Source organism: Capilliphycus salinus ALCB114379, from assembly GCF_047276495.1.
Classification (GTDB): domain Bacteria; phylum Cyanobacteriota; class Cyanobacteriia; order Cyanobacteriales; family Microcoleaceae; genus Capilliphycus; species Capilliphycus salinus.
In genome coordinates, this window is sequence record NZ_CP178543.1 from 2884083 (window position 1) to 2898762 (window position 14680).

Below are 14680 nucleotides of genomic sequence, written 5' to 3' on the forward strand. Positions count from 1 at the left end.
GCCGTCAGCCGTATCTCCTTATCCCCCCTGCCCCCCCTTTGAAAGGGGGGTGGCGAAGGCGTTGCCTATCCGAAGGATATAGCCGGGGGGATGGGGTTGGGGGGGATCAATTAGATGCAGCTTCATAAAGAATTGATGTTACAATTTTAGTTAGAAATACTATCAGAATTTAGTGCGGTTCCACACTTGGAACAAAAGTTAAAGTCAGATGAATTTTCATGTTGGCAATTTCCACAAATTTTATTATAAACTGATTCGGGTTCTAACGCTTCAACGGTTTTTAAAGTCTCAAGTTCTTCTGAATTAACCGCATTTATTAGGTCTATTGACTGAGAAACTTGAACTGAATTTTTTGGAATAGTCTCTGGTTCAACTTGGGCAAAATGTTCGAGTAGCATCCGGTGAATAAAGATGTAACCGCCCCCAACTTTTTGCAGGAATATTAGTTCTGTGGCGTAGTCCAGAAAACGAGCATAATTCCAGGGAGCAACACCTTTTTTGTAAAGCATAGAACGTAAAGTGAAGTGTTTAATACAAGCATTCCAGCCTCCGAGAATTAGTCCCAAAACTAGGCAAAATCCTCCTAGACAAATCCAAAAACTATCCTCTACATAATAAAAAAGTTGTGAAGCAAAAAATCCGATTGCTCCTCCCATAACCATGCCGATGCTACCAATAAGTAAAGCGTTAAAAACAGATTTTTTTATTCCTTGATTTGAAACCTTTTTGTTTTCTACTTCTGCCCCTTTTACTCCTTGATTAATACAGTACAATAGTCCAGAACTTAGCCCATAACATAGCCCTCCAATTGGCTGAAAAATTACTCCAAAAGTTACCCATCCAAGCCCTCCCAAAATCAGCCCTTTCTTCAGACTGTTTTGAAATTCTTTACCCGACCATTTTAAGCTTTCGACGGTTTTTATTTCTCCTTCATATAGTCCTACAATCAGCCCTAAGATCAGCCCAGAAATTGCTCCTAAAAGCTGTCCTAAAATCGGCGCAGAACTTGGCCCATAGTCTCCCCCAGAAATCTGCTTATAAATAGGTCCAAAAATTAGCCCAAAAATTACCGCAAAAATTACCCCAGAAGTTAATCCACTGGTAATCCGATAAAAGATACGTTCTGCTTTTATTTCCAACCAAGAAGGTTGTATTTTTTCGATGAGAAATACAGTTTGAGATTCCTGCACCATCCGAGTCGCTAACCAAGTCAGCCAATGTTTGGTTTGCTCTGGGGTATATTTCATCCTCATAGCACGTCCATGACGCTGAAACATTTGCTCAATATATGTTTCAAAAAGATGGTGACGACGTTCTTCAATCGAACCGAATTGCTGTAAATTTTCAACAGAGATATCTTTGTAAGCCATGCTGACAATACTGAGAGTCAGGGGAGATTTCATCATCTCTTGCATCGCTGTATCTTGTTGCAATAGGGTTTTGACTCCCTGAAGTTGTTCCCCAGCATTGTTTAGATACTGATTAATATGTTCTGATGTCAGAGGTTGAACGCAGATAGCACCCCGCACTTGTAGGCGATTTGAGAGGGCTTGATAGTCTTTAATTCGGCTACAGACCACCATCTCCGTTACTCCATAGTCTTTCATAAATTGATTGATTTCTTCTACACAATCTTCTCGATGTTTGGCTCGCACCTCATCCAAACCATCCAGTAGAAGTAACAATTGTTGATCTTTTACCCATGCTTTACCCAGAGACTTGGAAACGCCATAGTTGCTCTCAAGTTCATCGACTAACCAATCGGCTATTTTTTGCTGTTTTTTAGCCCACGAAGATAAGTTAAAAACCACAGGTATGGGTCGATTCAAATCCTCACCAGTTTTGGTGATTAAATCCCGTGCCAATTTCAACAACATAGTCGTTTTTCCGGCGCCGGGTTCACCCAAAATTAGCAGCGTTCGCCCCTCTCCCATCTGATTAAATGCAGTGGTGATTCCTCGACTTGTAGATAAAGGTTTTTGTGATTGTTCTGGGGAGATTTGAACATTACTGAAACGACGCTCTACCAAATCGGGTCGTTCTTCCAGTCCGAGTTCAATTATCGCTAGATTATGCAGTGACCTTTCTAAAACATTCTCTACCCAAAACTCTTGAACTTGGCTCAATAGTTTTTGTCGGAAGCGATATTCTTGTTGGGTTGGGGGTTTAACTTCTCGACGAAATAAACCTGAAAAATTTACATTCTCATAGATAGTCATGCTCTGAATTACATCCCGTCCAGGCCGCTTGACTAACTTGAGAACGACCAATGGACAGCGATGCTTGACCATCCATATTGAGCCTCGGGTTTAGATTGGGTTGTTCGCTCATAAATACCTGATCACAAACTTAATTCCTAATTCAACTGTGACTCTAATCTAGCCAATACTTTAAGTATCTCCAAATTAATTCCAAGGGTAAAGTCACACAAATATGGGACATATTAACTTGATCCGAAATTGGCCTTGACCCCCCAAACCCTCTTGACTGGTAGCCAATAACCGAGGGCCGAAATGGCCTCACTCCCCCTTTTTGATGGCCAGGGGTAGAAAAGGGGGTTGGGGGGATTTTTGGACGGAAATTAGAGACTTTCTTTAACCACCAATTTAACCTGTTCTGTTGTCCATTCATCACTCGCAAAAACTGCACGAGTTACATTCTTTTCACTGGAATCGTCGTTGGCGATCGCCGAGAATAATTCTTCTAGCGGATTACTCGCTGATTTACCCGTTATTTCAATTTTTGGCTGATCTAATGCGGGTAATTGTAACCAATCAAAACTCGTTCCTGTGACTGTTGCAAAGACTTTAAGAATGTCATCCCCTTCTGTATAACCTTCTGGAAGACTGGTATTGAAACGAAGAGGTAATTCTTTTCCACCTTCTAAAATTTCATAGCCTGAACCACTAGGATGAAGCTGAACAATACTCCAGTCTGGCTGAATTGCAAGTACAGTAATATTCAGAGTTTGAGAAGACTCATTGCGAATGCGAATATACGCATATTCATCGACATCAACAGTCGGAATATTACCGGGTTCATCGAAAGGTATAAGTTCGCGTCCAACTCCAGCTTTACACAATTCGACTTTGATTTTTCCGGCTAAAGTTGATGCGGGATCGTTGTTGTTAAGCTGCAAAATTGTCTGATATTTAGCCAGATGAACTAAACGTTTCATCAGAGTTTCTGCGGCTTCCGGTTCATCGACTTTTAAAGCGGGTCGAATGTTAGAAATCGGTTCTCCCACTTTATTGAGGATTTCATACTCGCCGCTTTCATTCACACGAACTTGATAGGCAAAATCATCGCCAACGCGATCGCCGGATACAAACTCAATATAATGATGACCTTGAACGGTTGATTTGATATTTTCCAGTTCGGAAAAGTCCGAATCTGTCAGTAATAAACGAACTTTACGAACCAGTTTAACGCCGGGATTCAGAAGTAATGAACTGGCTCCTTTTTCGATGTTTTCAAACGTATTTTCTTCGAGTAACTGTTTAATTTCTGCCCAAGAATCGACCGCACAGACTTCTGTGATTTGCACAACGGCGACTCGTTTATCCGTTTGACTCAAATCGCTAATTCCGGGTGAATAAATCACAAATTCTGCACCTTTGGATACACCCGTTGCTTCCCCAACTTTTAACTGTACTCGGTTTTTTGCAGCATCGATATTCATCACCGGAACCGCCAATTGATAGGATGTTCCCTCACTATTCAAAAATAAGCGATCGCCTTCACCATGCAACATCGGAGTTTGCTTATTATTATCGCTGTTAATATTAGCGAGTAAGCGATTGTGAAGGGATTGATAGGTGATTTGCGAACCCAATTTTTTGAGGGAATTAATCAGCCAGTAGGTCATCGCTCCGTGACGTTGACCTTCAAAAGTTGTCTCGTAAGCAGATTCATTATCCTGACAAGCTGCTAACAGCGTATAACCTTTGGGTTGAGGTAGCAAACCTGCTGCTGTAACGTTGCGTCCTCCTGCTGTTAAATTATCCCAAGTTTGCATTAATTTGTCGGGAGAAGCAACTAAACTTTCTGTGGGTCGGGGGGTGGTGTCAATAATATCTAAACCCCGAACATAATAACCGCTTTTTTCTTCATCTCGGCTTGCTCCCCCCGAATGACAACTATCCAATACAACGGTAACAATTAATCCTTTTTTGACCATATTTTGCAGCAATTGAGCTAACTCTAAATCCCGCAAATGTTGCCCATCATTTGTACCCAAATCATTTGGAACTAAGGTTTCATCAACTCCCTGATCACCTTTTAAATCAGGGTAATTTGTCGGTGTGCGTCCGCCATGACCGGAATAGTGAATATAAACTCGGTCATTCGGTCGAGCCATTTCGGTGATTTGTTTGAATTTGGCGACCATGTTTTTATAACTTGGCCATAGGCTCGAATCTTCTAAGGGTTGGTTGGGATTATTGGGATCATTGGTCGAGGTTAATTTTAATAAATGTTCGTCTTTGAGGTTGTAGCTTTTCTTGAGATATTCCTCAACTAACGTAATATCTCGGACGCAACCTCTTAAACTTTTCTCCTTACTCCCCTCGCCTTACCCCCCACCCCCCTTTTTAAGGGCAGGGCTGTTTCATTCTAAAATTTTGCGATCGCGAGGAGCTAAAATTGGAAGCAGTTTCACCCCTTTTTTCTTCAGAACACCTAAAATCTTAGAAAAACATAGCGATCGCCTGACTCAAACGGCTTGTTCCACTCTGATTCTTAAAGGCGGGAATTGAACAATAAAACTGGCGATCGCGCCGGATGTAAAATGATAGCAATCGCCAGTTTTTTCTTAAATTTTATCTATGGATAGTCTAATTAAAGAACTTAAAAAAGTCAAGGACTTTCGCCGCCGCCAGGGCAGAAGGCATCCATTATGGTTGGTGCTATTGATAGTAATTTTGGCAGCGATGCAGGGATACTTAGGGTATAGAGCGATGGGAGATTTTGCCAAAGCCAATCAACAGCTAATTGTTAAAAAATTTAAGATTTCATCCCCAAAAGTTCCATCTTCATCAACCATAAGACGAGTTCTGATGGGAGTAGACTGGTCAAATCTTCAGGACATTTTTAATCAATGGTCTAGTAGTCTATGTGAATCTGATGATTTGAGGGATTGGGTCTGTATTGATGGCAAAAGCTTAGGCAGCACTGTAGACAATTTTGGCAACTCTCATCAAAACTTTGTTTCATTTGTTTCCTTGTACAGTCAAGAATATCAAGTTGTATTGGGATTAAATTGCTTTGAGAACAAACGCTGTTCAGAAATTAAGCAAGTCCAAGAAATCATCGAAGATTTTCCCCTGAAGAATCAAGTATTTACTCTGGATGCTTTGCACTGCCAAAAGCAAACCGTTAAAAAAATTATTGAATCAAAAAATCACTACTTAATCACCGTCAAAAAGAATCAAAAAAAATTGTATCAAGCTCTAGAGTCTGTCGCCCACAATCAAGAGCCTTTGAGTATCAAGATAGAGCAAGATAAAAGTCATGGTCGCCAAATTCAACGCCAAGTAGCTGTCTTCAAGAGTATAGATTCCCTGAAATCTAGTTGGTATGAAATTAAAAGCTTAATCCGAGTTGAAAGATGGGGTAAAAGAGGTAAAAAGGACTATCATCAAGTCGCTTACTACATCAGTAGCGTTTGGGAAAAAGCCGATTATTTTTCTGAAAAAATAAAAGGTCATTGGCAAATTGAAAATCGCTTGCATTGGGTCAAGGATGTGATCTTCAAAGAAGATGATTCTTCTATAGCTCACTTTCAAGCACGAACGAATTTATCGATTCTTCAAACTATTGCAATTAATCTTTTTAGACTTTTAGGCTTTGTGTCAATTACAGAGGGTCAAAGATGGCTTAATAACAGGTGGTCTAGGCTTTGGATTTTGTTAGAATGAAACGGCCCTGCCTTTTTAAGGGGGGATCAAGGGGGGATTGGAGAGGGGTTGGGGGAGAGGTCAAGATTTAACTAAAAGTTGCAAAGTAGGAGAGGGGTTGGGGGAGAGGTCAAGATTTAAGCAAAACTTACAAGCAATTTTGCCCAAGTTGCGGGGCCAACAACACCGTCAACAGTTAAGTTTTTTTCTTGTTGAAATTGCTTAACAGCATCGCCCGTTTTTTTGTCAAATTCTCCGTTTTTGTCTATCAAGTAACCCAGATTTTTCAATGCAGTTTGCACTTGAAGAACATCAGACCCTTTTGTGAACGGTTCGGCGAGACGTAACACCCGAGGAACGGGAAAATGACACCAAATTCCGCCGCCAATATGACAAACTTCGCGAACGTTATCGTAGCGATAACGAACATTTTCGCCGCTAACATTTTTATCGTATCCGCCTTGATATCCCAACCATTTTCCGTTCGGATCGTTACAAATCCATTCGCGAGTTGTCTCGTCATAACCTTTGACAACAATAATGTGACCAAAGTTCGTAAAGTAACCATGAATAACGACCGGATTTCCCGAAGCAATGTGCTGTTTCATGTCGTTTTCAGACGCGAATTCTTTGAAATGGGAATTTTGTAATGCACCTTGACCATATTTTTGTCCCCACTCCCGCAACAATCGCATCAAAAATGTGGGTTGATGACGGGCTTGAGAACCCCCAGTAAATCCATTTTCCTCATCCCATTGAGTTGTTTTAAGATAAAGAACATCTTCGAGTTGAACATCGCGTTCAATATCATCTGGAGTGCGAGAATCAACCCCGTAATATTTCAAGATCATGGCGATACAAGTTACATTACAAGCGCCGCTAGGATTCTGTTGATTGTTGTGTTGGGTGTGGAAAGGAACCTCTAAATTAACTTTGGGTGGAAGGGTTGGCGGAAATTGTTGAGCATCACGACTTCCGCGAGCAGCTTCTGCGTTAAAGATTTCGATTTCACCCGCCAAACAATAGTATTGTTTCTCGATATCTTCGAGAGAAACTGAACGGACATCAACATTTTCTAAAATGACCCGGATGTGATTTCCTTGTAAGTTCGGCGTGTAGTCGCTGATGGATATTTCATCACCCGCTTTATAGAATAGGAGATATTCGGGTGAGACTTTTTCGGGAGCAAAAGGAAAGCGTTTCAGGTAGGAATCGGTTTTGAAATGTAGGATGTATTGCATGGTTTTTGCTGTGATTATTGTATACAATTTGAACAGATGAGTCGGTTTTACAAGCCCAATGCGGTGACGGTGATCGGCCCTATTAAGCCGTCCGGAACAAAGCCTTTTTGTCTTTGAAGTTCCTTGATAGCGGTATCGGTTTCCCGATCAAAAATGCCATTGGCTTGAACATCAAATCCCGCTTTTTGCAGTCCATTCTGAATATAACGAACGTATTCACTTTGAATTTTTGGTTGGGTCAAATGAAGCAGTTCATACTCTAGAAAAGGTTGCCAAGGTCTGCCCAAAAATAAGGCTCGTTCCGCCATGCGTCGGCGTGTTAAACCCAGTAAAGGCTGACCCCCCGCTTTATTCCAGCGAGGAAATTCTTGGCTGGCTTTTTCTAATTTTTCAGCATTGAGTAGTTTTAAAAGAGTTGACTGAAATAACGAACCCGCTCCCAAGTTAAAGCAAAAGGAAACTAAAGCCGAGAATTGATTTTCATTAATCTCAACTTGTACCGCATCTTCAACGGCAATTTCAAATTCTTCGATATCTTGGCGCAATAATTCCTCAGCTTCAGCCCGAGTAATTTTCATTCCCAAAAACACATCTTTTGTATGTCCGTAACCAATGGTCGGCACACCAACAGCGTCGAGATAAGCTTGAAGTTCAACCCCTTCAAAGGCTTTAATCAGATTAATTCCTTCCCTATTAATTTTTCGGCTACTGCTGCGAGGTGGAATCACTTCTCCCCGAGGAATTGAATCAACTTGTTCGATCATAAAACTATCCGCCAACGTGAACTGCAACGCTTTGATTAACAGTTGCACTTTTCCTTGAGTATCTACAACTCGCAGGGGTTGATTTCCTTCAAATTCGCAGACTCGATAATCATCAAAAATCTTCAGTATTCTTTCCATGATGTTAATTCACCCTAATGTTTTCCGTTCCAAGTTCATCGTGTTTAGGTTGGCTCTTTTGACCTCTGCGCTAGCTATAGGTCTAGAATAGAGAGAGAAACTGCACACAAGCCAATTGAGAATCTATAGGGCTGAATTCCCCTTCAGCATTGAGTTTGAGCAGTAGGGGAACTGATTTCACTTCGGGGATTCCCCGAACTTTATTTGGATGTCCAATTGAATCCAACTACAACCGAAGGCTGTTTCGCCCTCAAGTCGTTTCGTATTAAAGAGTTATTTCTGATCGTGACCAGCTAAAAATTGATAAAGTCTAATTTTTCGGTGGACTCATGATGTTTGTCCCAAAATTTTATATAGTTTTGATCAGGACTCGCAGGGTAATAGATCAGTACCCAACTTGGTTTGGAATCTTCAAACTCAAAATATGGCTCCACATGAGTTATGGATTGGTGGACGAATTGCAGAATATTTATCGGATACGGAAGCTCATACTTTTGTCAGGATTGAAGAAATGGTTGAACATCTAAAAAGAATCATTACTGAAGATTTAGAGCTAAACAATAATGATGAATCAGCTAATTCTACAAGTTGAAGTCCCGATGGCTAGTTTTCGTAACTCTCGCGCACGGGAATATTCTAGACACTAATGTTCAGAATTCACTTGCCTTATAATCACAATGTTTTCAGCAAACAGTAAAACAACTACTAGCCGCGAAAACCCTTGTAAAATGGCTTCCATTGCCCAGTTCTGACTCTGAAGCTCCCAGATCGTCACAATAATGTTCACTCCAATCACCAACGAGGATAGGATGACTGATGGATTATTCCGTCTGCGATAGAAGCGGATCGTCGTCTCCCGCCAAAATGGGAAGGTACTGAGAATACAAACAAGGTAGGATACTCCTGCATTGATGAACAGGCTGGTTTGAAGACCCGAAGGCAGATTTGGGTATCCAAGCGCGATCGCCGTTAGACAAACTCCTAGCGCGAGATACAGGAAAGTAAACAAGGTAAATCGTTTCATTCTTTCTTCTCGGGTGAAGCTTATTCTCTGTACCAGACACGCACACATTGAAAGCAATTGATTGCAAGACCCTGACTGATCATCACTGGGTGGAAAGCATTACTGGTCGTCAATCCGTAGTCACCATCACTTGTGCCTTCTATCCGATCGGGTAAAACGACAGTTTCAACATTGATCACCTGTATCGTTGTATTTTCAATCCACTGATTGACAGCACTCACAACCTCAGAGAAAGATTCATAATCGGAAGCTCCGCCGAAGGGTCCCCGTTCAATAATCCGAGGCGCAAAATCTTTGAACTGAATCATTTGATTTACCATCTAAAATTGCAGAGTTGAGCATCAATTCAAGTAGTGGGCATCGCCTACTGTCTTTAAAACCTTTCTTGTTAAAACCTTTCACGGTAAGGCTTTGTGGGCAGTGCTAGCCCTACGAGATCTATTCCAAAACTTAAGCCAACCTTGCCAGTAAACCGCTAAGAACAGAGGTAAAAGCATGAAAGCTGATATGGGCTAACATTGCAGCCTCTAGCGAATATTGCCAAAAGAGCCAGCCAAACGCGATTCCCATAATCCCATTCAGTAACAACGCCCGAATAATCACAACGGTCGTGAGGGGAACGATCGCGGCAGTCGCTGGCAGGTGTAGTAGTCCAAATACCAACGCGGCTAGAACAATCGCACCCTGGTAAATCCCTTGACTTGGCAACGTAACGCCTTGTTTTAGCCCTTTCCACGCGATCCAAACAAGTAGCGACATTAAACCCCAGCGCATCAAAATTTCCTCAGTGATGCCGCCATAGAACATTGCTGTGAGCAAATTCAACCAACTTGGTTCTGTATTATTGGCTGCCTGTAGCGCTTCAGGTAGGAATTGTTGCATCAACCGATCGAGCAACAAGAGAACGATCGCCCCCGCTGCACCCACACCCAAGCTCCACTTCATCTCAACAGCAAAAGATAGAGACTTAGTAGTGTGAAACACCCAATGATCAATCAAATGGGAGCTTAATCCAACACGATAGGCACAACCAATTCCGATCAGAATGCTGATTGCCAGTAGAATTGAATACTGTAGTCCTTGCAGAAGCCGCGATGTTGTTGGCGAAGTGTGCGCCGATCGCAAGCTCGGTGGTGCCGTCGATCATGGATGCGATCAACATATACTTGTTTAGACAAGTCTTTGAGAAACTGAGGAATATCAAGCCCCAAATCATTGGCGTACTCTACAAGATAACCATTTTCTAACTTCTGTTGATGGGCAAACAAAGTGTCGTGCATTGACCAAAACTGTCCCTGAGCGGCGGCGTCCTCGGCTGCTTGGGCTGCCCTATGATAGTTACCTCTTGTTGTGAATGGCTGTGTCACTTTGTCAAAAACTCAATGAGCAATACGTGTAGGAGCCAGCAATAACAAGCGCCTCCTACAACCAGGATGAGTACGATCCTGGTTGCAAAATGGCGGGTTTAGACATTGATATTTGCTGGCTCCTGCACTTAGTTGCGATCGCTGGCACGATCGATCAGTGCGTTTGAGGGCAAGCTCGGATCAAGTACCTTGCGCGCACTGTCAACCCCTACAACGGGCAGTCTACCCGGATCAAGCATACCGAGTTGAACCAATACACTCGCCTGATCCCAGTAGAGATGTTCGTGGGCTAGCTTGTCGTCACGAAACTGAACAATTGCTACCAATGCCACTTCAACCCGTTTAAGAGTCGGAGCAATGCCAGGTAGCATCCAGTCCATCTGGATGGTATGAGTGAACTTAACTAGCATTTCATCGACGAGTTGATTGGTCCCGATTGTGCGCGAGACCGGAGTCAGCTTCATGTCCGGCGGCATCTGTGGAATGAAGTACTTGGAATAAAACTCGCGCAGTGCCGGTTTCCCTACTCCCCCAATCATTACCGGAATGCCGTTAACGTAAGCATCCTCAACCATCGTGGCGAGAGTATCTTCAGTGTTGTGAGCGTCAAACTCAAGCCGCAGATGCTCATCCCAGAGTTCTTGCAAAAACTCCTGGGCTGGTGTCAGGTTGCTAGTTGCCTTTCCATTTGCTTGTTCGTCTACAGATTGCTGTTTGACCATGATTGGATTCTCCTAGTTCTATTTATTTAAAGTGTATTGAGTTCCAAGGCTCGACTTCTTTCAAATTCTTACAATGATTTGTCAGATTCTTGTGGAATTAACGAACCTGCTTTGGTGTCATTCCAGTAATTCGCTTAAACTAAGGATTTGAGCGTTTGCGATCGCCCGCTTCCGTCCCCTTTACATTTCTTTAGAGACAGCCTCTTACCGCTCTCAAGGAGCATGATTTGCCTGATTGGATGCACTTCTATTTGCATAAACTCAATATAGGAGATCGCCTTCAAGCTGTCGTCTATAGCAAGTTAAAATTTTTACAGTATAAATTGATAGAGCAACCATGCCATCGTGGAGTAGAAGGCTGGTTCTAACTCAAGTTAGAATCCCAATTCTATCGAAAGTACGCCTCATAAATTAACAATGCCGCGTTTAACGGCAACAATTACAGCTTGGGTGCGATCGCTCACATCTAACTTATTCAAAATCCGATTCACATGAGATTTAACCGTACCTTCCCCGATACTCAAAGCCGCCGCAATATCAGCATTACTCATTCCCTGTGCCAGCGAGCAGAGCACTTCTAGTTCTCTTTCACTCAGTTCTGGATTGCTGAGGCGCTGTACCAACTTTGCTCCCACATCGGGTGGAATATATTTCTGACCCCGATGAACGGTACGAATGGCATTCAGAAGCTCGTCAGGTTCAGTTTCTTTCAACAGATATCCTTTGGCGCCTGCCTGCAATCCCCGATAAATATCTTCGTCACTATCATACGTGGTCAGTACAATAATCCGAGCAGATTTAACGAGCGCACAAATTGCACCGATGGCGGCAACTCCTTCCACTTCCGGCATTCGCAGATCCATTAGCGTGACATCCGGTTGGTGTTCCCCAAATAGAGCGATCGCTTGTTCCCCATTTTCGGCTTGGGCAATCACCTGCATCTCTGGGTCACGGTTAATAATCGTGGCTAATCCTTGCCGAAAAATGGCATGATCATCTGCAATCAGAACCCGAATTGTTGTGGCTTGGCTCATCGTGATGCTACTCCCGATCGACGGTGACAATAATCTCTGTTCCTTGTCCAGGTTGACTCCGAATCGTGAGTTGTGCGCCGATGCGCTCTGCCCGTTCGCTCATGCCTAATAAACCAAACCCCTCAGAGGATGGAATACTCCCAACTCCAAAGCCCTGTCCATTGTCTTTCACGCGCAAACAAAACTGATTGCGATCGTAGATTAGCTCCACTCGAATTTCATCAGCATTGGCGTGTCTAATCGCATTGGTTAAGGCTTCCTGCCCAATCCGCAGTAGGTTACTCTCGACTTCAGTGGGTAGAGAATACACTGCACCCTCAATCTCATAATATAAAGTGATATCCATTGCGGCACTTCTGATTTGAGCGATGAGACGATGTAGAGCGCTCTGTAAACTGCCCTCCTCCAAAAGCTGAGGACGGAGTGCTACTACCGATCGCCGTGCTTCAGTCAGTCCAGTTCGCGCCAATTCTTTGATCAGGTCTAGGTGTGCCCCAGTTGCTTCTACATCATCCGTTAGCACCTGGTTTGCCGCTCCCACCTGAGCCAGAATACCTGTAAACGCCTGAGCGAGTGTATCGTGAATTTCGCGTGCCATGCGGTTACGCTCTTCTAAAATCGAGGCTGCTTCAGCCCGTTTGCAAGCGGTGATGTCTCGTGCCAGCCAAATCACCTGGTCGTGATTGATTGGGGCAATACGAGCCGAAAACCAGGCTTCTCGTCCATTTAGAAACGCACTGTACTCCACTGTGAGGATTTGTTGGGTTCTCAGCACCTGCTGAATATAACTTAGAAATTCATCGGCTTCTTCCCTTCCGAGTTGAGGCATGGTTTGACCAATCATCTCCTCAAAGGGGTGCCATAGCAGATTTGGTTCCAGGACCATTATTTCAAGGAATCGCCCTTCAGCAGACAGTACAAACAATGGATCGGGAATTGCCTCAATTAGAGTCCGTAGCTTTGTCTCTGAGGCTTGCAATGCTGCTTCTGCCTGTTTGAGATCGCTAATATCCGCAACCACCCCTTCGACGTATCCATCGGCTGCATTCATATAAGAAGAGGTAAGTCCCCAGAAAACTGTCCCATCTCGTTTTCGCAGTTGTGCTTCATAGCTTCGCAGTTCCCCATCCCGCTTCATCAACTCATGGGCTTGTTGGCGATCGCTGGGATTTACAAAATAGTCGATGCTGTGTTCTAGCCCAATGATCTCTTGGGGTGAATCAAAGCCCAACAGGTTGGCAAGGCGTTGGTTGGCATCGAGAATTAAGCCATCACCGATGCGGGTTCGGTAGATGCCAACCTGTGAGTTTTCAAAGATGTTGCGGAACTTGGCTTCACTGCGTTGTAATGCCTCTTCTGCTTGCCTACGCTGGGTGGTGTCGTTGCCCACCGATAAGATTTCAACGACCTCTCCCTGGTCATTGAAGATGGCTTGATTCGACCAGACCATCCAAACTCGCCGACCATCTCGACACAGGTTTTCACCCTCGCCTTGCGGGTACGATTGAGGATTACGAAGTAAATCACGGACAAAGGGTTTGACATCCCGCCCAGAGGTTTCGATGTCTGGAATGATAGTTTCAAATAAGGTTCGCCCTAAAATCTGATGTTCTTCATAGCCAAGAAGTTTTACCCCATAATCGTTGATGTAATGAATCTGTCCTTGCGGATCATAGCGAATGATAACGGAATTCGCGGTTTGTAGCAGATTGCGATAATTTGCTTCACTTTGTCTCAATGCGGCTTCGGTTTGTTGACGTTCAGCGATCTCCTGCTGCAAGGCTTGAGTTTGCTCTTCTACTTTTCGTTCCAGTGTTTCGGCATAATCTGCTAACTGTTTATACAGCCGAGCATTTTCTAGTGAAATTGCCGCAGTCGCCATCAACAGTTTAAGGATTTGTAAGCGATCGCTGGTAAACACTCCGGTACTGAGATTGTTCTCCAGATAAAGGATGCCGATCAGCTGACTTTGCTGGAGAATTGGCATACACAGGAGCGATCGCGTCTGTTGGTGTTGAATATAAGGATCAGTTGAAAAAGACGCTTCGCTGACTGCATCATCAAACACCAGAGTTTCAGATGTGCGTTCTACCGAGTGAATGACCGAGACAGGAATCGTTGCACACTCAGCAACAGCAAGCTTTTCTAGGTCACACTGTCTACTTCCGCTACATTGAGCCATCACAGTAAGTTGATCCTCTTCCAGGAGAACCAGAGCGCCAGTTTCGGCTCCTGCATTTTCTATCACCACCTGCATCAATGTGGCAATCAATTGATTGAGATGGATCATTAAACTCTCTCCGACGAAGGACTGCCAGTCATCTCAATCAAGTATATCGCTTGCCAAAATCTAGAAAATTAAACTTCTGGGTGGATTTTTGAAGGTTTTCCACCAATACAGCATAAAATAGCCAAGTCCCCCCAATCGGTTCTTCAGTATCTAGTATGCTAAAATGATAGTTAATAAAATCAATAAAGACGAAAAATGTATTC

General features: G+C 43.4%; 14 protein-coding genes. 2 read left to right on the plus strand and 12 right to left on the minus strand.

Annotation, left to right across the window (positions count from 1 at the left end):
- Positions 1-146: 146 nt before the first annotated feature.
- The 3 genes from ACL6C3_RS11950 to ACL6C3_RS11960 all read right to left on the minus strand — a co-directional run bounded on the left by ACL6C3_RS11950 (position 147) and on the right by ACL6C3_RS11960 (position 4528).
- A complete protein-coding gene (locus ACL6C3_RS11950; RefSeq protein ID WP_413167387.1) occupies positions 147-2219 on the minus strand; it encodes an NACHT domain-containing protein in 2073 nt (690 codons plus the stop codon).
- Positions 2206-2331: a hypothetical protein gene (locus ACL6C3_RS11955; protein WP_413167388.1), complete on the minus strand. Its 126-nt coding sequence runs from the start codon at positions 2329-2331 to the stop codon at positions 2206-2208. Before ACL6C3_RS11955 ends, ACL6C3_RS11950 begins: the two co-directional genes overlap by 14 nt.
- Before the next feature lie 250 nt (positions 2332-2581).
- Positions 2582-4528: a caspase family protein gene (locus ACL6C3_RS11960; protein WP_413168307.1), complete on the minus strand. Its 1947-nt coding sequence runs from the start codon at positions 4526-4528 to the stop codon at positions 2582-2584.
- Between the two features lie 298 nt (positions 4529-4826).
- Here ACL6C3_RS11960 and ACL6C3_RS11965 point away from each other — a divergent pair, with 298 nt between their 5' ends.
- A complete protein-coding gene (locus ACL6C3_RS11965; RefSeq protein ID WP_413160293.1) occupies positions 4827-5918 on the plus strand; it encodes an ISAs1 family transposase in 1092 nt (363 codons plus the stop codon).
- Between the two features lie 116 nt (positions 5919-6034).
- Here ACL6C3_RS11965 and ACL6C3_RS11970 read toward each other — a convergent pair whose 3' ends face one another.
- The gene (locus tag ACL6C3_RS11970; RefSeq protein WP_413167389.1) at positions 6035-7138 is read right to left on the minus strand and encodes a C39 family peptidase; all 1104 of its coding nucleotides are present in this window, start codon (positions 7136-7138) and stop codon (positions 6035-6037) included.
- A 47-nt stretch (positions 7139-7185) separates the two neighbouring features.
- Positions 7186-8040, minus strand: a complete 855-nt coding sequence (locus ACL6C3_RS11975; RefSeq protein WP_413167390.1) for a glycoside hydrolase family protein — start codon at positions 8038-8040, stop codon at positions 7186-7188.
- A gap of 424 nt (positions 8041-8464) precedes the next feature.
- On the opposite strand from ACL6C3_RS11975, the gene ACL6C3_RS11980 reads away from it, so the two are divergent.
- On the plus strand, positions 8465-8632 hold the full coding sequence (locus ACL6C3_RS11980; RefSeq protein ID WP_413167391.1) for a hypothetical protein: 168 nt from the start codon (positions 8465-8467) through the stop codon (positions 8630-8632).
- Between the two features lie 51 nt (positions 8633-8683).
- On the opposite strand, the gene ACL6C3_RS11985 is transcribed toward ACL6C3_RS11980, so the two are convergent.
- From ACL6C3_RS11985 to ACL6C3_RS12015, 7 genes are all read right to left on the minus strand, one after another.
- A complete protein-coding gene (locus ACL6C3_RS11985) occupies positions 8684-9064 on the minus strand; it encodes a hypothetical protein (RefSeq protein WP_413167392.1) in 381 nt (126 codons plus the stop codon).
- A gap of 20 nt (positions 9065-9084) precedes the next feature.
- Positions 9085-9372, minus strand: a complete 288-nt coding sequence (locus ACL6C3_RS11990; protein WP_413167393.1) for a hypothetical protein — start codon at positions 9370-9372, stop codon at positions 9085-9087.
- 142 nt (positions 9373-9514) lie between these two features.
- Positions 9515-10048: a CPBP family intramembrane glutamic endopeptidase gene (locus ACL6C3_RS11995; RefSeq protein WP_413167394.1), complete on the minus strand. Its 534-nt coding sequence runs from the start codon at positions 10046-10048 to the stop codon at positions 9515-9517.
- Positions 10049-10104: 56 nt separating this feature from the next.
- Positions 10105-10431, minus strand: coding sequence for a DsbA family protein (locus tag ACL6C3_RS12000; RefSeq protein ID WP_413167395.1), 327 nt, complete (start codon positions 10429-10431; stop codon positions 10105-10107).
- A gap of 128 nt (positions 10432-10559) precedes the next feature.
- On the minus strand, positions 10560-11153 hold the full coding sequence (locus ACL6C3_RS12005; protein ID WP_413167396.1) for a hypothetical protein: 594 nt from the start codon (positions 11151-11153) through the stop codon (positions 10560-10562).
- Positions 11154-11557: 404 nt separating this feature from the next.
- Entirely contained in the window at positions 11558-12187 is a 630-nt protein-coding gene (locus tag ACL6C3_RS12010) for a response regulator (RefSeq protein WP_413167397.1), read from the minus strand.
- Between the two features lie 7 nt (positions 12188-12194).
- The gene (locus ACL6C3_RS12015; protein ID WP_413167398.1) at positions 12195-14477 is read right to left on the minus strand and encodes a PAS domain S-box protein; all 2283 of its coding nucleotides are present in this window, start codon (positions 14475-14477) and stop codon (positions 12195-12197) included.
- Positions 14478-14680: the final 203 nt, after the last annotated feature.